18 protein-coding genes and 1 pseudogene are annotated in these 22,620 nt (G+C 37.3%); 7 read left to right on the forward strand and 12 right to left on the reverse strand.

Translation table 11 applies throughout. The features are described from left to right. Positions 1 to 27: 27 nt before the first annotated feature. From allC to AC1DFT_RS02005, 7 genes are all read right to left on the reverse strand, one after another. Positions 28 to 1,266: an allantoate deiminase gene (allC, locus tag AC1DFT_RS01975; RefSeq protein WP_477917127.1), complete on the reverse strand. Its 1,239-nt coding sequence runs from the start codon at positions 1,264 to 1,266 to the stop codon at positions 28 to 30. A 99-nt stretch (positions 1,267 to 1,365) separates the two neighbouring features. Beyond that, complete coding sequence (locus tag AC1DFT_RS01980) at positions 1,366 to 2,637, reverse strand: MFS transporter (RefSeq protein ID WP_477917128.1); 1,272 nt, start codon at positions 2,635 to 2,637, stop codon at positions 1,366 to 1,368. 73 nt (positions 2,638 to 2,710) lie between these two features. Then, on the reverse strand, positions 2,711 to 4,042 hold the full coding sequence (locus tag AC1DFT_RS01985; protein ID WP_477917130.1) for an allantoinase: 1,332 nt from the start codon (positions 4,040 to 4,042) through the stop codon (positions 2,711 to 2,713). Between the two features lie 117 nt (positions 4,043 to 4,159). Beyond that, the gene (allW, locus tag AC1DFT_RS01990) at positions 4,160 to 5,599 is read right to left on the reverse strand and encodes an allantoin permease (RefSeq protein ID WP_477917132.1); all 1,440 of its coding nucleotides are present in this window, start codon (positions 5,597 to 5,599) and stop codon (positions 4,160 to 4,162) included. Between the two features lie 512 nt (positions 5,600 to 6,111). Further along, positions 6,112 to 6,678 carry an NADPH-dependent FMN reductase gene (locus AC1DFT_RS01995; RefSeq protein ID WP_477917134.1) on the reverse strand — a complete coding sequence of 189 codons (567 nt, stop codon included), beginning with the start codon at positions 6,676 to 6,678 and terminating at the stop codon, positions 6,112 to 6,114. A 47-nt stretch (positions 6,679 to 6,725) separates the two neighbouring features. After that, positions 6,726 to 7,781, reverse strand: a complete 1,056-nt coding sequence (locus tag AC1DFT_RS02000) for an LLM class flavin-dependent oxidoreductase (RefSeq protein WP_477917135.1) — start codon at positions 7,779 to 7,781, stop codon at positions 6,726 to 6,728. A 95-nt stretch (positions 7,782 to 7,876) separates the two neighbouring features. Beyond that, a complete protein-coding gene (locus AC1DFT_RS02005) occupies positions 7,877 to 8,320 on the reverse strand; it encodes a MarR family winged helix-turn-helix transcriptional regulator (RefSeq protein WP_477917137.1) in 444 nt (147 codons plus the stop codon). A gap of 186 nt (positions 8,321 to 8,506) precedes the next feature. Between AC1DFT_RS02005 and AC1DFT_RS02010 the strand changes: the two are divergent. The 3 genes and pseudogenes from AC1DFT_RS02010 to AC1DFT_RS02020 all read left to right on the forward strand — a co-directional run. Then, a pseudogene (locus AC1DFT_RS02010) lies at positions 8,507 to 8,611 on the forward strand (2OG-Fe(II) oxygenase); the annotation flags it as partial. A gap of 818 nt (positions 8,612 to 9,429) precedes the next feature. Continuing rightward, positions 9,430 to 11,127: a LytS/YhcK type 5TM receptor domain-containing protein gene (locus tag AC1DFT_RS02015; protein ID WP_477917138.1), complete on the forward strand. Its 1,698-nt coding sequence runs from the start codon at positions 9,430 to 9,432 to the stop codon at positions 11,125 to 11,127. A gap of 16 nt (positions 11,128 to 11,143) precedes the next feature. Further along, positions 11,144 to 11,878 (forward strand): LytR/AlgR family response regulator transcription factor, encoded by a 735-nt coding sequence (locus AC1DFT_RS02020; RefSeq protein ID WP_477917140.1) that lies wholly within the window; start codon positions 11,144 to 11,146, stop codon positions 11,876 to 11,878. Between the two features lie 126 nt (positions 11,879 to 12,004). On the opposite strand, the gene AC1DFT_RS02025 is transcribed toward AC1DFT_RS02020, so the two are convergent. After that, on the reverse strand, positions 12,005 to 13,378 hold the full coding sequence (locus AC1DFT_RS02025) for a YfcC family protein (RefSeq protein ID WP_477917384.1): 1,374 nt from the start codon (positions 13,376 to 13,378) through the stop codon (positions 12,005 to 12,007). 626 nt (positions 13,379 to 14,004) lie between these two features. On the opposite strand from AC1DFT_RS02025, the gene AC1DFT_RS02030 reads away from it, so the two are divergent. Next, positions 14,005 to 16,083 (forward strand): YhgE/Pip domain-containing protein, encoded by a 2,079-nt coding sequence (locus AC1DFT_RS02030; protein ID WP_477917142.1) that lies wholly within the window; start codon positions 14,005 to 14,007, stop codon positions 16,081 to 16,083. Positions 16,084 to 16,140: 57 nt separating this feature from the next. Here the strand turns inward: AC1DFT_RS02030 and AC1DFT_RS02035 are convergent, their stop codons facing one another. Continuing rightward, positions 16,141 to 16,434, reverse strand: coding sequence for a hypothetical protein (locus AC1DFT_RS02035; RefSeq protein WP_477917390.1), 294 nt, complete (start codon positions 16,432 to 16,434; stop codon positions 16,141 to 16,143). Positions 16,435 to 16,708: 274 nt separating this feature from the next. Between AC1DFT_RS02035 and AC1DFT_RS02040 the strand changes: the two genes are divergently transcribed. After that, positions 16,709 to 17,512 (forward strand): nucleotidyltransferase, encoded by an 804-nt coding sequence (locus AC1DFT_RS02040; RefSeq protein WP_477917144.1) that lies wholly within the window; start codon positions 16,709 to 16,711, stop codon positions 17,510 to 17,512. 162 nt (positions 17,513 to 17,674) lie between these two features. Here the strand turns inward: AC1DFT_RS02040 and AC1DFT_RS02045 are convergent, their stop codons facing one another. The 3 genes from AC1DFT_RS02045 to AC1DFT_RS02055 all read right to left on the reverse strand — a co-directional run bounded on the left by AC1DFT_RS02045 (position 17,675) and on the right by AC1DFT_RS02055 (position 19,799). Continuing rightward, entirely contained in the window at positions 17,675 to 17,863 is a 189-nt protein-coding gene (locus AC1DFT_RS02045; RefSeq protein ID WP_477917146.1) for a hypothetical protein, read from the reverse strand. Between the two features lie 356 nt (positions 17,864 to 18,219). Next, positions 18,220 to 18,369, reverse strand: a complete 150-nt coding sequence (locus AC1DFT_RS02050; RefSeq protein WP_477917147.1) for a hypothetical protein — start codon at positions 18,367 to 18,369, stop codon at positions 18,220 to 18,222. Positions 18,370 to 18,641: 272 nt separating this feature from the next. Continuing rightward, positions 18,642 to 19,799, reverse strand: coding sequence for a pyridoxal-phosphate-dependent aminotransferase family protein (locus AC1DFT_RS02055; protein WP_477917148.1), 1,158 nt, complete (start codon positions 19,797 to 19,799; stop codon positions 18,642 to 18,644). A gap of 650 nt (positions 19,800 to 20,449) precedes the next feature. Here AC1DFT_RS02055 and AC1DFT_RS02060 point away from each other — a divergent pair. Together AC1DFT_RS02060 and AC1DFT_RS02065 are read left to right on the forward strand one after the other, a co-directional pair. Beyond that, the gene (locus tag AC1DFT_RS02060; RefSeq protein ID WP_477917150.1) at positions 20,450 to 21,127 is read left to right on the forward strand and encodes a response regulator transcription factor; all 678 of its coding nucleotides are present in this window, start codon (positions 20,450 to 20,452) and stop codon (positions 21,125 to 21,127) included. Positions 21,128 to 21,130: 3 nt separating this feature from the next. Next, entirely contained in the window at positions 21,131 to 22,609 is a 1,479-nt protein-coding gene (locus tag AC1DFT_RS02065; RefSeq protein ID WP_477917152.1) for a HAMP domain-containing sensor histidine kinase, read from the forward strand. The last annotated feature ends 11 nt before the right edge of the window (positions 22,610 to 22,620 follow it).

A 22,620-nucleotide genomic window follows, 5' to 3' on the forward strand; every position in this document is an offset into this window, starting at 1 on the left:
AATGTAGATTCTTTTTATGATTGACTGTTACTCTTTATATGCTAAAACATATAATGACTCAATTAATGCTTGAACACCCATAGCTAATTCTTCTGGGCTTGTATATTCTAAAGGATTGTGACTGATCCCCTCACGGCTTGGCACAAATATCATGGCTGTTGGCACTATTGGCGCAATGATTTGAGAATCATGGCCCGCACCGCTATGCATCAATTTGTAATTTAGTCCATTTTCATTTGTCTGTTTTTCAATAGCTTCAACGATTTGTTGATCCATTGGAATTGGATCCTCATCCATCCACATATCGATGTTCGTCTCTACACCGGCTTCAGCGGAAATACGATTGATGATTGTTGTTAATTCCTCCGTAAACTTTACAAGCATCTCTTTTTCTGTATGCCGAACATCCAATGTGAATAATGCATTCCCCGGAACGACGTTTACGATGTTCGGTTTGACCTCGATTTTTCCTACTGTAGCAACAAGCGGATCGCCGTATTCTATTGCCTTGTTGATCACTTCTTGGATCATTTGGCTTGCTACATATACAGCATCCTTACGATACCCCATCGGCGTTGTGCCTGCATGGTTCGCTACGCCTGTTATATCAATCGTAAAACGTCTTTGACCGACAATGCTATGGACAACCCCAATCGCTTTTCCTTCTTTTTCTAAAACATTCCCTTGTTCGATATGAATTTCAACAAAGCTTTTTAAATCATTACGCAACGTTTTCGATTCATCCCTAAAATGAAAACCCGCTTCTTTCATCGCATCTACAAAAGGAACACCATTGAAATCCGTTATCCCTTCAACATCCTTTTTCTTAGCTAGTCCAACTAGGTTTTTTGAACCCCAGAAAGCATACGGAAAACGACTTCCTTCTTCTTCAGCAAACGATACAACTTCAAGGTTACGAAGTGGCAGACCGTATTTTGCTTGTAAATGTCGTATCGCTAAAATACCAGCTACAATTCCGAATGCCCCGTCTAGTTTTCCACCATTTTTAACTGTATCTACATGTGAGCCAGTTAAAATGGTTTCGTCGTTATACTTAATTCCTTCTAACCGTCCAAATAAATTCCCGATTTCGTCATAACGTGTCGTCAATCCATCTTCTTGCATCACTTTTTCTAACGCTTTTTGCGCGTCAACCCACTCACTTGTATAAAGTAATCGTGTGACACCACCTTCTGCATCCTTACCGAATTCAGCTAGCCAGTCTACGAAGTGAGCAACTTCGCGTGTTAAATTTTTCACTTTCATCGACCCTTTCGATTGTTATTATAGTTGTATAGTAATACTGCACGTACTTTTCGTAACTGTAATACTCGCAACACTCTTCTATTTTTATTTAGACAATGTTTATGCACCCATTGCTTTTACTTTTGGTTCCTCTTTAAAGAACATCATCAGGACTAATCCTATGGCAAGAACAATGACCGCTGAGTAAAACCCTGTAGCCATGCTGCCTGTTTTATCAGCAAGATAACCAACAAACCAAGGTGCGATAACCGACGACATCATACCCATAAAATTAAAGACACTAAAGGCAAGTCCATACGCTGATTTATCAACATTTTCAGATACAGATGAAATCAGAATCGGATCCAGCGCTATCTTACCAAATAACCCATAAACTAATAATGCGGTGATCAACAATGCTGTACTATGCACATAGACAGTTGCCCACAATGCGACCGCAGCAATTGGAATCAGCACAAAAACGAAGGGCTTCTTCCTACCTAATCGATCGGAAATATAACTTGCGGCAAGCGCCCCTGGTATCGAAGCCAATGGAACCAAGGCCGATATCAAACCAACTTGACTACCTTGGAAGCCTCTTTCGGTCTCCAAAAACTTCGGCAACCAGGTGACAACGACCGTAAAAGCGTAAATGGAACAAAATAAGACAAGAAAGGTAATCAACAGATTGCGGTTTTTAAGTAAGGATAAAACCGAAACTTTTTCTCCCTTATTGGACGATTCCTCTAGCCCTTCACTTTCTTTCGTTACCGTATCCGGATTTTTTTCTTTGACTAACACTGCAATCACGATTCCGACAAGTACTGTCAGCACGCCGAAGATATAAAATGGAACGCTCCAACTCATTCCCTTATCTAACACTAATGTGCTCGACAAGATAAATCCGAAAGCGATCCCTATCCCTGATCCGCTGTTAATAATTGCACTGCCGACCGTTCTATGTTTTTCTGGAATTGCCTCAGATGATAGGGCGAATTGGGGACCGTAATAGGTTGCAGAAGAAAGTCCCGCAATAGCACGAGCCACTAAAAAGCCCGTAAAACCAGCCATGAGACCGCTGATACCTGTCAAAATCCCATATAAAATAAACCCGGTGACAAGTAATTTTTTCCTGCCAAATTTATCACTGAAAGCACCAGCTGGAATTTGCGCGATCGTGTACGTCAGAAAGAATATACTATTAACTAATCCAAGCTGGGTGTTATTCAGGTGATACTCAAAGCCAATCTCTCCTAAAATAGGATTCAAAAAGTATTTATTGGCATTGATAAACATCCATCCTAATGTGAATGCAAAAACCACTTTCCACCAATATGGAATCATAAATTTCTTGTTCTTATGAGCTTGATGTTGAATTTCCTTTGGTGTCATAATAAATTTACTCCCCTTCTCTTTAAATATTACTGTAGGGGAGTACAGTCATTAAAACTTTTCCCCTACATTATTATTTTTTTATAGGTTGCCCATTTTCGAACACTATTTGACCACCAACAATTGTCGTTTTCACTTTCCCTTTAAATGTCATACCAACATAAGGGGAGTGCTGATGACGGTAGAACAAATCTTCCTTCTTCAGTTCAAAGCTTTCATTGAGGTTAACAAGTGTCAAATCCGCATCATAATCCACTGCGATGGTTCCTTTAGTTGATAGGCCGAATAATTTTGCCGGGTTTGTTGCCGTTAATTCCACAATTTTTTCTAGTGGAAGATTGCGTTTAAAATGCCCTTCCGTCAACATGATATTCAGGGTAGACTGAGCGCCTGAAATGCCTCCCCAACCTTCAAAAAAGTTGTCTGTTATTATTTTCATGGATGCTGGCGCTGGTGAATGGTCGGAGGCAATGGTGTTAATTTCACCATTTGCGACTGCAGCCCATAAATCTTCCACTTCTTCTTGATCTCTTAATGGAGGAGCACATTTGGCCATTGCACCCTTTTCTTCTAAATCTTTTACGGTCAACGATAAATAATGCGGGCATGTTTCAACGGTCACATCTACGCCTCTTTGTTTAGCATCATTAATCACTTGGACCACTTTTCGGCTACTTGCATGGACAATATGCAGTTTACAACCAGTTGCCTCTGCATAAGAGATAACTCTTCTTACAGCTTCAATTTCAGAAATAATCGGTCGCGATTCCACATAATCTCTTGCAGTAGTTTTGCCTTGATTTTGTTTTTCTTGTGCGAGCTGATTGGTAATAACCGTACTTTCAGCGTGAACAGCTAAAAGAGAGTTCAAGGATGCAATCTCCTTCATTCCCTTAAAGATTGTTTCATCATCCACATTATTGAAATCAGCAATTCCACTTGGTGACATGAATGCTTTAAATCCAATTACGCCATTTTCGTGAAGATCCTTTAAATCATCAATATTTTCTGGTACAAGCCCACCCCAGAAACGTGGATTAACAATGGACTTTTCATCGGCAGCTGAGCTCTTTAGTGCTAAATTAGCTTTATTAATGGTCGGAGGAGTACTATTCAACGGCATATCAAAAAATGTTGTGACCCCGCCTGCTGCTAAGCTTCTACTCCCTGTCTCTAATCCTTCCCACTCTGTTCTGCCTGGTTCGTTAAAATGAACATGTGTGTCGATTAAACCTGGAAGGATATGAAGTCCTTCCGCGTTTATCTCACGATCCGCTGTTGCCTCTAGAGGTTTGCCAACAGATACTTCCTTAATTTGTCCATCTTTGATAGCAATATCACCTTGAATAATCGAATCTGCTGTAACAATCGTCCCGTTTTTTATTATTAAATCGTAATTTTCCATGATACATTCCTCCGATTTTGATTTCTTTTTAATCTCACCATTTTTACAATGGCAAATGGCGCATAATTGAATGGATATTCTTATCAAATTATTTGGCAGTAATTAGCTTTCCTATTCCTATCTTTTTGTAGAACTCTTTTTAGTCCTACCTAACTCCAGCACACTATAAAGAATAAAGGCTGAAATAATACCTACAATCCACGAAATATCATAAAGTGGTTTAAAGAATGGGATGAAATTACCGATTAAGGAAAGCACGCCAGCAACAGTTGATGTAAGGAGTGCATTTACATTAAAACCATTCTTATAGTTGTATTTCCCTTTATCGGAATACAATTCTCCCAAGTCAATTTCTCTTTTGGAAACGATAAAATAATGAGCAAGCATAACACCTGTTATAGGAGCTAATAAACCGCCAACGATATTTAAGAATGTAAATATACTTGTCGCATCTTCCATCAGTTTCCAAGGCATTACAAGAATTCCAATGACAGCAGCAATAGTTGCTCCCGATTTAAACGTTAGTTTTTTCGGGAATAGTGAGGCTAATTGATAACCAGCAGGAACAATATTACCTGTTACATTCACCGATAATGTGGTTAAAGAAAGTGTAAGTACAGATATTCCTACTGCAAAAGCACTATCAAATCGCGCAACAACATCAAGTACATTCCAAATGGGTGTACCAAAGGCAATTTCAGAGCCTACAATAATCGAAATACTTGCGATGGCAAACAATAGATAGGTCACAACTAAACCTAATGTTTGACCAACCGCTTGTACCTTCGTAGAGCGAGCCAATCTTGTGAAGTCAGATACATTTACAATTGGAGCCGCCCAAGCAGCAATCAATGCCGTTATAGCCGCTAAAAAGATGATTACTTGATTGCCGCTCGTTCCTGCACCCGTATAGGCTAATATAGGGCCAATACCACCAGCTAAATTAATCGCCCAAATCGCCATACCACCAAAAACTATATAAACAAGTGGAGAAAGGATATTTGTGAACTTCCCTAAAAATTCCATTCCCCCATAAATTAAAGCAACATTAAATAACCAGAATACTAAGAATGAGATTAACCCCGGTAATGATAAACCGAAAAAGTTCCAATCTCCACCTAACGTTGAAAACCCTGGCCAAAGCTTGGCAATTAAAATATACAAAGCTTGGCTTCCTGCAAATGTTTGAAATCCAAACCACATAATCGCTGCAATAACCCCTCTTAACACCCCCGGAAACATTGCCCCTTTAGTCCCGTAAGACGAGCGTACTAGCATAGCAAAAGGCAAACCATATTTAGAACCCGCATGCCCATTAAGAACCATTATTGCTGCTATTATAATGGACGCACTCATAATCACGGCGAAAACTTGTCCAACAGACATCCCTAAAGCAAATAGTCCACCAACGGCAATATAGTTAGGGATATTATGCACGGACCCCATCCATATGGACGCAAAATTTCCTACATTCCAATTTCTATCTTCTAGCTTAGTCGGTAAAATATCTTCGCTAAAACCTTCTTTTTTTAATTGTTCTCGATTGATTTTCTCCAATCGAAACCCTCCTTGCTTTTGTCTAATTTGTATATCAATTACGATGCCAAGCCCATCTAGCAATCGTATGATTCTCCATAAAGTGTTATCGTTTTACACTCATACTCCTCTCCAATCAATCAGATTCCTATTAATATAAGAAACTACCTCAATATCAGGTTTCCTTAATTAATGTATCTTCGATTCGAGATAACTATATAATATGTGACATACTTGTGTCAATAATATTTAATTAAAACATCTTTAAATCGAGATATTAAATACTTTTTTACTATTTTATAAGACTAAAATAATGTAGGTTGAATCTCATTGGAGCAAATTTTACAATTTCAAAAATTTGCTCCAATTCTTCTTGTGTTAGTAGCTAATCAGGAAAAAATTACCTACTGATTTCCTTTTTTTATGAGTGTATGAAATTCAGTCACTCATTTCACCATAAAAAGATTTAATAATTACAGAGGCAGTATTTCGACCTAGGTCAAAACACCTGTAATAACAGGCGTATTTCAGGACTAAAAGCCATATTCATCTTCTTTCGCTTTACGAATCATACTATCTGCGTTAAAGGTTTGTACTGTGTCATCAACCAAACGGTCTAAGCGGAAAAGAATATCATCGTTTATGATTTCTTTGCGTAAAAAGTCTTTTTCTTCAATAAATACATACGTTGGAACGATGTGAGCCTTCATATACGCTAAGATAGGTTTTAATTGTTGCTCTACCATTAAATAATGCTTTGCTGTCCCAGCTGTCACGACCATACTTACGACCTTGTCACGGAATGCATTAACTGGCAGCAGATCAAAGATATTTTTTAATGTTGCTGGAATCGATGCTTGGAAGGTCGGGGTCCCGATAATAATGGCATCTGCAGACATAATTGTCTCTGTAACGTATTTTGTGTCTCCCTCAAATTCAAAGTAATTACGTCCATCACTAAATTCCAATTTATAGTCAGCTAAATCCAGTAGTTTAACCTCATGTTCAGGATATTTTTGTTCAAGCAGTTCCACTGTTTTTAGCATTGCAGTTTTAGTTTTAGAGCCGACGATAGAACCGGCTAGCGCTACGATTTTCATAAGATACCCTCTCTCTACTTTATAATAATTTAAGGAATTCCCTTTACTTAATAGGCTGTATATTTTTTAATTGCTGGAATAATTTCATTCCCTATGATTTCAATATTCTTCATAATTTTCTTAAAAGGAACGCCACCAAAGTCAAGTTGTGCCATAAAACGTTGCATACCGTAAAGCTCATATTGGTAAAGCATTTTTTCGATAATTTGTTGGGTGCTACCAACCATTAATGCATCACGTATATCAGGTGCTTGAGCAAATTGTTGTTTTGGATAACCACCACCACGAATGGCTTGGAATCCCCCATTAATATGTGGGTACATTCCTTGTAATGCTTCTTGTGTTGTATCTGCTACGTAGAATAAGCTTGTTGTTGCAATTGGTAATGTTTTGGGATCAAAGCCACTGCGTTCAGCTGCTTCACGATAGGCTTCAACAGAAGGCTTAAAGTTCATTGCTGGTCCACCTAATGTAGTTAGCATCATAGGAATTCCCATATAACCTGCTTTAATGGCACTTGCTGGTGGCCCACCTACAGCACGCCAAATTGGAAGTGATCCATTTTTTGGTTGCGGCAGAATTTCTGCATTTTGTAGTGACGGACGGTATTCACCATGCCATGTGATACGCTGTTCATCATTTATTTTTTTTAGTAGCTCTAATTTCTCTTCGAATATTTCCTCATAATCTTGTAGATCAACCCCAAGTAAGTGGTAGGCACCTACACGAGATCCACGACCAGCGACGATTTCTGCACGACCATCTGAAATTAAATCGATTGTGGCAAAATCCTCATATACACGTACAGGATCAGAAACACTTAGTACTGTTGCTGAGCTAGTAATTTTAATCTTTTTTGTCGCTTGTGCAATGGCTCCTAAAACAACGGTATGTGCTTGTGTAGTGAAGTACGTTTGGTGACTTTCACCGACACCAAATACATCAATACCCGCTTGTTCGGCTAGTTTACTTGCTTCAATAAGTTCATTGATTCGTTGTTGGGCTGAAATTTGTTCACCTGTAAGTGGGTTGGGAGTATGATCCCCTAATGAATATAGTCCAAATTCCAGGCCTTTTGTCGGATCGATGCGATATGCTTCCATAGTTAATTCTCCTTTATTGGTTTTAATTTTTCTTCCATTCCTGATTCGTTCTTTCTTTTCATCACTTTACTAGTCAAGTGATTTAGTAAAAAAAATTACCTATTCAGCAATTTCTTTTTTTCGATATTTTTTTGTACACGAGATATGAGACTAAACAATACTTTTTGTTCTTCTTTTGATAAACATTCATCAAAGAAAGAGGATTGAAATGCAAGCTGAGCTTCAAATGCATTATCGAGTTTTTCTTGGCCTTTTTTCGTTATCGAGATTGTTTTTATTTTCCAATCTTGCTTCCTTACAATTAGTCCTTCTTTTTCAAGACGAGTAAGCATACGCGAAATACCGCCTTGTGTCACCGTAATTTTCTCAGCGAGCTCACTTTGCGTTAATGGTTGGTAGGTTGATATTTGCATTAATACATCAAATTGTGCAGTTGTAAGATCAAATTTCTTTAAAAAATCATTGGATAACAAGTTACTTTGATGAGTGGATCGAGTGAGTCGCAACCAGATTAATGAACCACGAGTATTTTTGAGCATATTGTTTATCACTACCTTTCTTCACCATCACTTTACTACTCAAGTGATAATAATGCAACAAAAATGTTTGAATTCAAGGTATTATTATTTCGGTGAGGGGGCAAACATAACAGACGCTTCCTTTCTTATACTAACTATTTGAATCACCCTGTTTCGTTAATTGCTGATTTGTTCCACCCATACTAAAAAGTAATGACAGGTTATTTCGAGTACTTCTATAACGATCAGACTTTAAACGAGTTAACTTTGCATGCTGGAATACCAGTTATCAGTGGTAAGAAGTGGTTTTAAGTTACAAACATTTTTAGCTTAATCTATTCGTTACTTTGGGCATTTATAGTACATAGTTTTATAGCAGTAAAATAGAGGTACTCCTTCTTCTCTAAATAAGTATGTGTGAACACAGACAAGAAGGAGTACCCTTTATGTTCATTAGTAATAAACCAGATTTAGTAAAGGTTTGTTTGGAAAAATATTCAAATGTTTTTTTATGACACTATTAACTTGAAGTAATTAGATATTTTTTTGATGCAATTTTTGCAAAATGACCCTATTTACTTGTAAAGATATGTACAATAGTAATGGTACATTTCAATGAGATGTTAAATGCGTTAAATCAAAAGTTGAATGATTACGATTCTTTACTTCAACAAAACATAGACTTATCTAAAAAGAAAACCAAATTAAAGGACTCATTCCCCAAAGTAGGAAGTGGATTGGTTGAAGCCAGTTCCGGAATGGTCACTGTCGCTCTCCTAGCTATACTCTTCGGGATAACTCTTCATTGGCCTTTTCCATCATTCTAAAATCTCTCCCCACTTCTAAACTAGTGCGGTTTTATAGGAACTTGGGCAAAGACTTCGCTCTTGGCAGTGAACCACATGCTAAGGGACTTCCAAAGCAGCCGAATATGGTAAAAATCACCTTTACAATAAGCTCTATGACAATGATATTATGGGCAATCTTCGGCTCCTTAATAGACAAGGGAAAAGAGGAGATACTATTCAAAAGCCTCTTTAATTGGTTTAAACTTTCATGTAAACATTACTAAAAATAACGGAAGGAAACTCTCCTTTATATTAGAATTGAAAAGAAATGGGGATTCCGACATGTGGGATTTACTAGTACAAATGCTATCAAGAATGACACTCATTATTACGATTGCTTTCCTCATTACACGTTTGCGCATTTTTAGACAGATGATTTATCGGGATCTAAATATCAAAGACAACTTTATCATGATTATGCTTTTTGGTTTATTTGGTGTAATCGGAAATTATACAGCCATAGTCGTCAATCCGGAAGCACATATGATTTCCAACTTGTGGAACCCTGCACTTGAAACGGACAATGCTATTGCTGATACACGCAATATCGGCATCATCATAGGTGGATTGGTAGGCGGTCCAGTAGTTGGGTTGGGGTCGGCATTGATTGCAGGTGGACATCGTCTCATTATGGGCGGCTTTATAAGCGATGCCACTTTCATCACCTCACTTATTGGTGGCGGATTGGCAGGGCTGTTTGGACGTAAATTGCGAGGCTTAGGCTTAATGCGGCCTTTGCCCATGTTTGTTAGTGGTCTTTTGATCCTTCTCATTCAAATTCTGCTTATCCCCTTGTTTGCTTCCCAGCATAGTACCGCTCTTCATTTGATCAGTTATACTGGGATACCTATTATCATTATTAATAGTATTGGAATCTGGATTTGTGCCATTGTTTTTAATAGCGTTATTCAAGATGAGGAACATACACGCGCCAGTCAAACGGCAACGGCACTCTCGATTGCAAATCAGACGCTGACACTTTTCCGCCAAGGATTAAACGAATCCTCAGCCACAAAAGCTACAAAGATCATCCAACAGTTAACAAACGTTGACGATGTGGCAATCACCCGGGGCATTAGAGAGCTTGCACATACTGGCGGACCTAGCAGCCAATCTGAAATAAAATATAGAGAGCTCGTGTTTCAAACCGGGAAGATGGAAAGCGCTCACTCCTCAGAGTATGAGTTTATTATTTTTCCGTTAATTGTTAAAAAGAAGACGATTGGGACATTAACATTTTACTTTAACCATCCTTTTCACGTCACATCTGTAGATCGGGAAATGGCTGAAGGGCTCAGCAATTTATTTTCTAGTCAATTGGAGTTGGGCGAGGTTGAACGTTATAATCACTTGCTGCAGGATGCTGAAGTAAAAGCGCTTCATGCCCAGATTCACCCGCACTTTTTGTTCAACGCTTTAAACACAATTGTAGCACTATGCCGCATGGATCCTTTGCTAGCTCGTCAATTGCTGCTTCATTTATCGACCTTTTTAAGGAACAATTTAAGGGGACTTACAGATCGTCTTGTTCGTGTTGAAAAAGAATTGGAAAATGTCCATGCTTATTTCGCATTAGAAAACGCCCGGTTTCCGGATAAGTTTGAGCTTACAATTGAAATGGATTCACATCTGAATAATGCACTCATTCCTCCCTTCATACTGCAACCGCTTGTTGAGAATGCTATTACACATGGAGAATTAAAAGACCTAGGAGGAATTGGAAAAATCCGAATTGATATTAAACAAGAAGAAGCGACACTGCATTTAACCGTCACCGATAACGGGATTGGCGTGCCTCCGGAAAGGCTCGCTGATTTAGGTCAGCGTGTTGTCAATTCAATGAAAAACGGCAGCGGATCTGCGCTATTCAATATTAAAGAGCGCTTAACTGCACTATTTAGCCAAGACGCCACTTTTAAAATGGAAAGTAAGCAAGGACAAGGAACAACCATTTTTATCACATTACCGATACACTTTTAATAGGAGATAGATGGATATGTTACAAGCTTTTATCGTAGAAGACGAACAATTTGCACGAGAAGAATTAAAGTATTTATTAACCGAAACAGGCGATATAGAAATCATCGGTGAATCTGAAACGATGCATAAGGCGCTATGGGATATTAATAATCTTCAGCCGGATGTTGTGTTTCTGGACATCGAGCTTGCCAAAGGAAATGGATTGGAACTGGCCAAACAATTTATACATATGAAAAAGCAACCAATGATCGTTTTTGCAACGGCTTACGATGAATATGCGCTGGAGGCATTCAATCTCGATGCCGTTGATTACATTGTCAAACCAATCGATGAAACTAGACTGCGCAAAACCGTAGACAAATTACTAACACACGCTCAGTTCCAAAGTGATCCGCAAAAGCAAAAAAGTTCACAGCCGCAAGGAACCAAAACAATTCCGGCAAAAGACGGAGATCGAATGATTATTGTCCAGACAGATGAGATTTACTATATCGGAACAGAAAATCGACAATCTTTTATTAAAACCGCTCATCACAAATATGAATCGGATTTGTTGCTTTATCAATTGATTGAAAAACTGGGTGACGACTTTTTACAAGTGCATCGGGGGTACATTGTCAATGTCAAGTATGTTTCTGCCATGGAACCATGGTTTAACCGTGCCTATAATTTATTTTTAAAAGACGGTTCAAAAGTACCCGTCAGCCGCTCCTTTGCCAAAAACGTTATGCAAAAATTAGGATTTAAATGAGACACTATTGTTTTGTCTGGCTAAAAACAAGAAGTAGGCTAATCATTGTTTGATTAGCCTACTTCTCACATTACCGAACGCATTATAAAAAAAGCACCCATATGCATGGATGCTTTTTTTCAATTATTATGACCAGCCAATTAATTGGGCGATGACAAGTACGACAATAGAAATTCCAGCCCATATTAAGAATAATGGATAGAAGAAACGAATCCACGTTTGCCATTTTACTCCTGCAATCGCTAATGCTGCCATGAAGTATCCGCTTGTCGGGTAAAATATATGTGTAAATCCATCTCCAAGCTGATAAGCAAGAACAGCAGTTTGTCTTGTTACTCCTACCATGTCTGCAAGCGGTGCCATAATCGGCATTGTTACGAGTGCTTGTCCACTGCCGGACGAAATAACAAAGTTAATAAGAACTTGTACAACATACATACCAACTGCTGCTAATGCTGGCGGCAAATCACCAACGACCGCACCAAGTGCATGAACAATCGTATCCATAATGTTACCGTCCTCTAATACAACAGCAACCGCTCGGGCTAGTCCTACGATGAAAGCACCCATTAAAACATCTTTAAAACCTTGATTAAATGCTTCGCAAATATCGCCAACTTTCAGACCAGAAATGATCCCTACGACGATTCCCATAATGATAAAGAGTCCCGCCATTTCAACCATAAACCAGCCTCTTGAAATGACACCATATACAAGGACGGCGAAGAATACAAGTGCTACAATTGCTGCCCACTTTTGTCTTGCTGTTGCAGGAATTGCTTCAGCTTTTCCTACATTGTTATACAATGAGCGTTTTTGCAAATCATCTTCATACACAAGACTGTGCTTTGGATTTTTTTTGATTTTCTTTGCGTAATGGGTAATGAATAAAATGGCTGCTGTAACCGCCACGATAAATACGATTAAACGTAATCCAAGACCAGAGAAAACCGGCAGTCCCGATAACTTCTGTCCAAGACCTGTGTTAATCGGATTTAGTACTCCTGCTGTAAATCCGACAACTGTCCCACAAAGTGCAATAGCTGCTGCTGTTATGGAATCGTAACCAAGCGCAATAATCAGCGGCATGATTACCGGAATATAAACGAGCGATAATTCAGCTGTTCCGATCAATGTAGCTATCAATGCGAATACTGTTGTTAAAACAGGAATGAGCATAATACTTCGATTGGCAAATTTCCTTGCTAGTTTATCAACCGCAATTTCAATAATTCCTGTACGTCTAAGCACCATAAACATCCCACCAATGATAAAGGTGAAAAATACAACTTCTCCTGCATCGATCAACCCTCGAGGAATAACTGTTATAAAGTCTTGAATACCAACTGGTGTCTGATCAACATATTGAAAGGAATTTGGATCGATGGTCGTTCTGCCATCTGGTCCTGGCACACGTTCAAACTCCCCCGCTGGGATAAAATATGTGGTCAATGCCGCTAACGCACTGAAGACAAATAAAATAACATAAATATGCGGCATCTCAAATTTCTTCTTTTTCTTTTCTGGCTGCTGTTCTTCTCTATTCAGCTGCTGTGTATTTGGCACGATGACCCCTCCGGAAATGTGAATTATATGACCAAATAAATGCAAACAATTTGGGATACAAAACACATTATAATCGGGGAAATATTACCTCGGCTGTTTTTATAACCAAGTGCCCATATTTAGAACAAAAGGTACATGGTCTGAAACGAAAAGTACAATTTTGGGGGTTGAATTCTCTTGAACTATATGATTTTTCATAGATCAATTCCACGAAGAATTGTTACAGAAAGTTCAAGCATTATTCATAAATTATATTGATTCATAACTATTAGAATGAATTTAACACTATAATTGATAGTTAAAAATATTTTCAGAGCGTTAACATTTTTGAACTGCCCAGTAAATGTTAGACACCGTCTAACAAATGAAGATGCATTTTTAAATGTAGTCAGAGTTAATATTCAGGCAGTTTTAACTTATCTTAATTAATTCAATAGCAGATCAGTTTAAATATTAGTCATTCGATCCCCCTGCCCTCACTTAGGTTAATCACTATTTATTGGGGGTATACTACCACCATCAAGGACCGATTAACTTCAATTTAGTAGGGTGGTCAAGTTATGAAAAATAGTTGGAAGATTTTCAAGACAGACATTCAAAATATAAGTAAAAATTGGGTGGCTGCAATGCTTATAGGAGGATTAGTTTTCCTGCCATCTTTATATGCATGGCTTAACATTTATGCTTCTTGGGATCCATATGCTCAAACGGATCAGCTTCCTGTTGCCATTGTAAATGAGGATGCAGGAGCAACAGTTCGGGGGAAACAGTTAAACGTTGGAAATGAACTGATCGATACATTAAAAACTAATCAAGACATGAAATGGTCTTTTACTTCTCGAAAAAGTGCTATGGAAAAAGTGGAATATGGTGATTATTTTGCCGTCATCATTATTCCCAGTAACTTTTCCGAAAAGCTAGCTTCCGTCGTTTCGGATAACCCTCAGAAGGCGGATATCGAATACTATGTAAATGAAAAAATAAACTCCATTGCACCCAAAATAACGGAAAAAGGTGCCACGACTATGGTTCAAAAAGTTAGCAGTCAATTCATCTCGAGTGTGAATGGAGTCATTTTTGACCTCTTTAATGATTTAGGAATTGAAATAGAAAGAGACCTGCCAGATATTCAAAACTTCGAAAACTATGTATTTAAAATAGAACAAGACTTGCCCGCAATTCACAATTTGTTAACTGGTGTTCAAAAAGATGCCTCTTCCGCACAGAAAATTATAACTCAAGCTACTTCCATGTTACCACGTGCCGAACAAATAACCACTGAAGGTTTAAGTTCCATCGAAAGAACAATAGATTTCTTGACGAAAGCACAAAATCGCTTAAATGAACTGGCTCCTGAAGTGGGCAATGATTTAGAAAAAGTATCAAAGATTTCAAAAAGTACAAATGAATTTCTTCAAAGCGTTCAAAATGTCCAATTGGATTTTACAGAATTAGACCGAGTAAAAGAGAATCTCGACAACAAGATGACCTCCAATATACAAACCGTCGACGCAATCAGTAAGGACCTTAATTGGTTAAAGGAAGTATCCAATAGCTCAAACGAATCGAGTTCAGAAGTAAATAACGAAGATCAACAAACAAAACTAGACAATGCAATTGATAAAACGAACGAACTGAAAGCTTTTTTACAAGAAGCGCAAACGAATACCCGAACAATTAATACACTTGTAAAAGATAAAGAACAACAAATGCAAACAACGTTGAATAATTTACAACAAATAGCTCAGAATACAACCGTCCAACTGGATGCCTTTATAAACGAATATAAAAACACTATTGAACCAACTATGCTTTCCGAAGTAGCCAAAGCAAAAAAGAAGCTAGGAAATGCTAAAGATATTCTGACCAGTATACAGTCAACTATACCGGAAGTCGCTCATACGCTAAATAACGCAGATGACCATATTAAAGAGGGAAAAACAACACTTGATCAAGCATTGGCACAATATCCATATATTAATGATAAAGTAAACCTGTTAGCAGATAGGATACGAAAAGTTCAAGGGGAAACGAATATCAATGAAATAATCCAGTTACTCCGCAATGATCCACAGGCGGAACGTAGCTTCTTTGAAGAGCCAATCGTCTTGAATGAAAACAAACTTTTCCCTATCGCAAACTATGGAACAGGTATGACTCCTTTTTATACAGTTCTTGCTATATGGGTCGGTTGTTTACTTCTTATCTCACTGCTTGCTACAGATGCCAATCATGAGACTAATGTAAGCGAACGTAGTGTATATTTCGGTAGATTATTTACATTCTCATCCATTGGACTCCTCCAAGCATTGATTGTAACAATAGGAGACATTGTTCTTTTAGGTGTGGATGTCAAAGATTCTTTATGGTTTATATTATTTGGATTTCTTATTAGTTTCGTTTTCATGTCCATTGTTTACACGCTTGTTTCCGTATTTGGCGATGTAGGAAAAGCGTTAGCCATTATTATGCGAGAAGCTGTAGGCGGAATCGTCTGGCAGAGAGCAATACGAGATGCTATCTTTCTTCTGCTCTTCAGCTTAGCATTTTTACTATTCGGCACCTTCTTAAAAGAAAAGATAAACCGAAAAACAAAACTAATGCTTAAAAAGTCGCGAGAATCTGGATTATTTCATTGAAGTTTTTTATTTTGTTCCCTGTGTTAGAATTTAATGGCTATGGATTCAATGTTAAAATCAATTAGTGAGGAATGGATATCTGATGACGAGTTTTTCGTCACCGAATCTGAAATTTAGGAGAATAATAAACTCTATCATCAATTGAAAAAAAGAACTTCGAATAAGAAAAACATAGGGAGCTGTTAGTCTTCCTATGTTTTCATTCATATTATTTATCTGTTTTTTTTTTTTCAAATACTCCGCGCGTATTTTTTCAAGTTGCTGCTTTTTATCAAATTTGGCAGGCTTGTGTTTTTCATGATACTTTGCCACAGCCATCTTACTTTTGGTATCCAATTGATATTTCCCCACTTTGTTCACCTACTTTTCTTGTCTTTAAAGAAAATCTATTCAACAAATATAATATACCTTATTTTATTGAAGTAAACCTTTTTACTTTATTAGTATACTCCCTAACATGTTTTTTCCCCTGTGTCAGAAACAATCGTGAAAATTACAACTTATCATCGAACACAGTATTTAACTGAGTCGATTTGAATGAGCATTATCTAAAACGAAACTATTTCCATCATCACAACGTAAATTGAAAGAATAAACGACTTCAAATACTTTAAGAGGTGATAGGATGAGGCAAGTATCCGGGTATAGTATGCTTTTTGGCATTTTAATCGTCGCCTTCAGTGGCAATTGGATTATTGACAACTACGATTCGGTATCCGTTTATCCGAAAGCTTCCTATATTTTAATGGGGATTGGATTGGCAATTGTCGTTGTGACTTTTATGATGAATCGATTTTCCACCTACCATGAAAATACATATGTACATCGAAAGGACAATCGGGATGCTTTAAATAAGTGGCTTCTGGATAATAGACCATTCAACAAATGGCTTATCGGCATCATCATAATTCCCCTGCTCTTCGCGCCATTTTATAGCTGGACATTGTTTTTTCAGCTCTTTTCGCTGTATTTATTTTGGGGAGTTGTTCTGGCAGGGTTTATGTATATATTAAGAGGAGATCGAGTAGAAGTGGAAGAGAACTGGGATTATAAAGGAAAAACGAAAATAATGCTTGAGCTGATCGATTACCGTAAGCATCCGTTCAACATTTCGCTGTTCATCTATATCCTAGTCATTGTAAGCTTTGTATTAAGCAAACAATGGGACATTCCGTTCTATATGGAGACTGGAGGCAACCCGCGCTATGTCACTTCCTTGCCAAGCAGTTCGGTTTTACTGTCCGGCCTCATGGTGGTCAGTACCTTTATTTATATGATCAGTCAAGGGAATTTCTTTGGTTTTCGAAAAGCCGAGCTTAATTATGATAAAGTCATGTTCATCCATTTTGTTGAAATCTACTGTTGTGGTCCAGTCTTAATGATCTGGGTGTTCACCATGATAAATGCTCTGTATGTGCACTTTAGGTGAATTTCTGAATAAAAAAAATGAGAAACTCAATTATTGCATAGTCTCTTCTATCGATTTACTTAGATTTTTGATTTTTCCCCTGTGGCAGAAACAAACATGAAAATTGGAACATTCTCGTTTGTTTAAATTAACATGAATGTTTCTAACACAGCTATATTTTAATCAGTCATATCCTCTCAATAATCGATTTCGACGATTCGTTGCATTTCTTGCTTCCGTTTCCTTGGCTATCTGATCCTTCCGTAACTGCCCATTTAAGCGTGGGTCTTGTAATCGCATGGTCCCCCATCCCGACGGTCCAACTTTTTTACTTACTTTCTTTATTTCATCTTCAAAAAACAACATGTCCATTCCTCCCTCCTATCAATTGATCAAAGAAGACAATTAATATACACTTCCCCTCTTTCTAAAATATGCAAACAACTTAAATACATAAAGGTTATCCGCACAGTGAAAAGGAATTTAGTTAGACATGCAATGCTTATAAATATGTATAAAAAGTATCATTTGTAGTTAGTAATAGATTGTTTCATGCAAGATTAATAATCTCCGAACAAAATTTCCATAACCTTACGTGTTCGGTGTTAGAAACAAACGTGAAAATCATAACTTTCGCGTTTGTTTGTAGTAAACTCTATCATCAATTGAAAAAAACTTCGAATAAGAAAAACATAGGAGATTTTAGTCTTCCTATGTTTTCATTCATATTATTTGTCTGTTTGTTTTTGCTTTTTTTTCAAATACTCCGCACGTATTTTTTCAAGTTGCTGCTTTTTATCAAATTTGGCAGACTTGTGTTTTTCATGATACTTTGCCACAGCCATCTGACCTTTGGTATCCAATTGATATTTCCCCATTTTGTTCACCTACTTTTCTTGTCTTTAAAGAGAATCTATTCAACAAATATAATATACCTTATTTTACTGAAGTAAACCTTTTTACTTTATTAGTGTACTTTCTATCTTCTTCAATAGCTATCGCTTCATCCTTATTTATACCTTTAATTGAATAAATGTTACCACTTTAATTAATATTGGAAGCAAACATGAATGTTAGTATACAGCGAAAGATATTAGTAAAATAAAAAAGACCAAATGATGTGTGAGCATCAAACGGTCAATTAAATATATTACTTTTCTAATGAAGACAAGAAAACACGCTGTGCCGCACTTACTCCAGCTCCCGGCTCAAATGGATAGGAAAAATCCTGCAAGCCTGCTTCGATGAGAGAAACTGCTTGAAGTATGTCGCTTGGGAAGCAATATCCCATATGTCCGAATCTGAAAACCTTGCCTTGAAGAGAACCAAGACCACCAGCAAAATCAATGTGATACTTATTTTTTAAGTGGCTTAAAAAAGCTGCAAGATCCAATCCTTCTGGGGTCCGGATCGTCGTAATGGTTGGTGATGCGTACTCATCACTTGTTAACAAATCAATTGATAAGGCCTTCATAGATTCCCGAACCATATTTTTCATAATCTCATGGCGTTCAACTGTTTTCGAAAATCCACCTTCCTCTTCAATTAAATCGCACACAGCGGAAAGTCCCATAATGAGCGAAACCGCTGGAGTATTAGGGGTCATTCCTTTTTCTGCCCAATCACGATAACTTAATAAATTTAAATAATAGGCAGTCGTTTGATTAGCTTCTATCACTTTCCATGCCCTTTCACTTACAGCTACAAAGGCAAGTCCCGGAGGAAGCATCATCGCTTTTTGAGAACCTGTTACCAAAATATCTATACCCCACTTGTCCATTTCTGCAGGGGCGCCCCCGATACAGCTCACACCATCCACTATAAAAAGAGCATCCGAATGATTGTGTACTGCTTCTGCCAATTGCTCGATAGGATTTAAGATTCCTGTAGAAGTTTCATTATAAGTGGCAAAGACGGCCTTCACATCGGTTAAAGGCTTCAAAAAGTCAATGAGATCTTCCTTGGTACAGGCTTCCCCCCACTCTTTTTCAAGTTTATGTACATGCAAGCCATGCTTTTCACAGATTGAAACGAAATAATCTCCAAATGCGCCTACTGTAATGACGACTACTTCTTCTCCTGGTGAAACAGTGTTTACCACAGCTGCTTCTAATGCTGCTGTGCCGCCTGAAGGAATAAGTAAAATATCTTGCTTCGTCCCAAAGATAGGTTTCACACGTGCAGTAGTTTCTCGATACAGCTTAACAAATTCTTCCGTACGGTGACTAATCATATCCTGAGCCATTGCCAATTCCACTTTTTTAGGGATTGGAGTAGGTCCCGGATGTCTAAGAATATTTCGATACATAGTTTTATTCTCCTTTATACTATTTTGGGGTGTATGTTCCCTATGTTCGCATAGAGCTTCAAAACTTAAGCATAGTTTTGAAGTTATGTCTAACACAGAGAACTTTTCCCCTTTTTATTCTGCTCTTTAATTATACCCATTCCATCCATGAATTTCTTAATAGAACCCTCATTTTTTAATAATTCGCTTAAACACAGCAAAACATCAAACTCTTCGGGATCTGCGTCATAATAAATTATTCCTGGATTGATAAAAGGCTCATAAACGATAGTACAAATATATTGTCCTCCTATGCTTACATGAAAGGATCTCTCTAAATCTGAAATATATTTATTTGTCCAATTCAAATCATGTACGGCTGATTCAAAGGATTGTCCATTATAGAAGAAAAATAGTTTATTATCTTTAACATAAATGCCTACTATCTGGCCACTTTCACTTATTCCCCCAATTCCTTGTCTACTTCTATATCTATCCTCCGTTTCTTTGATTGAATAAGTAGTGTTATCAATGAATTAGAAATAAATTTATTGTAACTACCCATCGCATCCTTTTTGATAGCTATAACTTTAGAACTTTTTTTGCAGCAATAATTTAGAAACAACTTTATAGTAAAATGTAAAATAGATGCTTTTTGGAGGATGTGTAAAATGAATACTGTAAAGAAAACAATTTTAATAATAGAAGACGAGGAATCCATATACGATATATTATCTTATGCTTTACGTAAAGAAGGATTTAGTGTGTATGGAGCTTCTACCGGGAAGAAAGCTTTAGAATATCTTCGAGGAATAGAAATAGACCTGGTTATCTTAGACTTAATGTTACCTGATACAACAGGCTTTGAGTTATGTAAAGATATTACTTCTAATAGTAATTTACCAATCCTCATGCTAACTGCTCGTGATGATATTGTAGATAAAGTTTTGGGACTAGAACTCGGAGCCGAAGATTATATGACCAAGCCATTTGATGTAAGAGAAGTAATTGCACGTGTCAAAGTATTACTAAGACGAAATTCATCACAAGCTCCCTTTCACTTTATAAAAGTAAATGAATCAATTAGAATTGACCCCCGTGCATACTCTGTATTCCAAAACAACGAGGTCGTACTGCTAAAGCCTAAAGAATATGAGTTACTATTATTATTAGCTCAACATAAAAATCGTGTGTTTTCACGAGAAGAGATTCTAAATACAGTTTGGGAAATGGATTATGAAGGTGGACTTCGGACGGTCGATGTACATGTTCAAAGAATCCGGAAAAAACTTGATCCCTCCATTATTGAGACTGTTTTTGGGATTGGCTATAAAATGAAAGGAAACTAAACGATGAAATGGACCATTCGAAAGAAGTTCTTTGTAGGTTTTTTCTTTTTGTTTACGTTGGCTGCATTTCTATTTTACTTTGTATTGGCAAATATGCTAGAAAAGCATACGACAACCAACTTAGAGTCAAATGTTACCACATTACAATTCGCAACGAAACAATATATGAACCAATTTAAACAATTACGTAAGCAAGACGGAAGCTTTTTCACCGAGGATAGTTATACCATTGCAAATGAGCTTAGTAAGATGAATAAGCAAAGTGTGGCTCTATATGATACAGCTGGACAATTTATATATGAAGCAGCACCCATCGACCAAGCCTTACTCATTGAACATCAACGGTATCAAACGAATGTAGAAAGTGAGAGTAGTGAAGAATTAAAACAAGCATTTCAAAATAAATCCGCCTACACTATTCAACCAGTTGAAAATGGAACTCTTCTTTACTTTGCTTATCCGCTCTATATCGAAGATACCTTTTATGGTGTCATTCGATTTACTGCCGATTATACAGATGTTTTTCAGCATAACGAGCGATTATTAGGAAGCTTTACCCTACTTACCATCTTATTATTTTTAGGCGTCTTTATCATTTCTTTATTGCTAACAAACCAGCTCACTAAACCACTTCATCACTTAACAAATGCAACCAAACGAATGGCACAAGGTGATTATCAGCCCATTCCTATTATCAATAGAACGGATGAAACGGGAGAACTTGCAAAGCATTTCAAACTGATGCAGCATGAAATTCAGCAACATATCCAGACAATTGAACTGGAAAAAGAGAAGGTCTTGTTATTAGAAGAAAAGCGTCGAAACTTTTTTAATAATGTAACCCATGAATTAAGAACACCCCTTACGACAATTTCAGGGTATGCACAAATTATTGGAGAAAAGGATTTTAATGATGCTACCTTTCTTAGCAAAGCCGCTCAAAAAATAAGAAGTGAAAGTGATCGTTTAAATGAAATGGTTACTCAATTACTTACACTATCAAAATATCAATCGGAGACTCCAAATCAATTAACGGAAGTATTTGATGTATATTCACTTGTACAATCGGTTGCCGAGGATATGCAACTGAAAGCAATAAAGTACGATACGAAAATAGTGGTAAGTGGAGAGCCATTTATTGTCCAAGGCAATCAAAATGAAATTAAACAACTTTTTATCAATTTGATCGATAATGCTATTCAGCATGGTAAACCAGGTCACGATATTGACATAAAGGTACGTGAAGAATTCCTAATTAAAAATGCATGCTTTCCTATCCCACCAACTATTTTGGGACATATCTTCGAACCTTTTGTCCACCAGAAAAAAGTAGGTAGTACGGGTTTGGGCTTATTTATATGTGCCGGTATAGTTGAACGTCATAAAGGAAAAATTATATTTGAAGAAAAATTAGGTCATGCAATTGTATGTATCACAATTCCCCGTTGGCAACATTATGGCAACAAGTCATACAAAACTTGAAACAACCATTC

It is taken from the genome of Psychrobacillus sp. 05T411 (assembly GCF_056396485.1).

Excerpts from the sequence above, each read along its gene's own strand:
- AC1DFT_RS02015 (WP_477917138.1), top strand. The coding sequence starts at position 9,430 with ATGTGGGATTTACTAGTACAAATGCTATCAAGAATGACACTCATTATT.
- AC1DFT_RS02025 (WP_477917384.1), bottom strand. The coding sequence starts at position 13,378 with ATGCCGCATATTTATGTTATTTTATTTGTCTTCAGTGCGTTAGCGGCA.
- allC (WP_477917127.1), bottom strand. The coding sequence starts at position 1,266 with ATGAAAGTGAAAAATTTAACACGCGAAGTTGCTCACTTCGTAGACTGG.
- AC1DFT_RS02045 (WP_477917146.1), bottom strand. The coding sequence starts at position 17,863 with ATGGACATGTTGTTTTTTGAAGATGAAATAAAGAAAGTAAGTAAAAAA.
- AC1DFT_RS01985 (WP_477917130.1), bottom strand. The coding sequence starts at position 4,042 with ATGGAAAATTACGATTTAATAATAAAAAACGGGACGATTGTTACAGCA.
- AC1DFT_RS02060 (WP_477917150.1), top strand. The coding sequence starts at position 20,450 with ATGAATACTGTAAAGAAAACAATTTTAATAATAGAAGACGAGGAATCC.
- AC1DFT_RS02000 (WP_477917135.1), bottom strand. The coding sequence starts at position 7,781 with ATGGAAGCATATCGCATCGATCCGACAAAAGGCCTGGAATTTGGACTA.
- AC1DFT_RS01995 (WP_477917134.1), bottom strand. The coding sequence starts at position 6,678 with ATGAAAATCGTAGCGCTAGCCGGTTCTATCGTCGGCTCTAAAACTAAA.
- AC1DFT_RS01980 (WP_477917128.1), bottom strand. The coding sequence starts at position 2,637 with ATGACACCAAAGGAAATTCAACATCAAGCTCATAAGAACAAGAAATTT.
- AC1DFT_RS02040 (WP_477917144.1), top strand. The coding sequence starts at position 16,709 with ATGAGGCAAGTATCCGGGTATAGTATGCTTTTTGGCATTTTAATCGTC.
- AC1DFT_RS02030 (WP_477917142.1), top strand. The coding sequence starts at position 14,005 with ATGAAAAATAGTTGGAAGATTTTCAAGACAGACATTCAAAATATAAGT.
- AC1DFT_RS02055 (WP_477917148.1), bottom strand. The coding sequence starts at position 19,799 with ATGTATCGAAATATTCTTAGACATCCGGGACCTACTCCAATCCCTAAA.
- AC1DFT_RS02005 (WP_477917137.1), bottom strand. The coding sequence starts at position 8,320 with ATGCTCAAAAATACTCGTGGTTCATTAATCTGGTTGCGACTCACTCGA.
- AC1DFT_RS02065 (WP_477917152.1), top strand. The coding sequence starts at position 21,131 with ATGAAATGGACCATTCGAAAGAAGTTCTTTGTAGGTTTTTTCTTTTTG.
- AC1DFT_RS02020 (WP_477917140.1), top strand. The coding sequence starts at position 11,144 with ATGTTACAAGCTTTTATCGTAGAAGACGAACAATTTGCACGAGAAGAA.
- AC1DFT_RS02050 (WP_477917147.1), bottom strand. The coding sequence starts at position 18,369 with ATGGGGAAATATCAATTGGATACCAAAGGTCAGATGGCTGTGGCAAAG.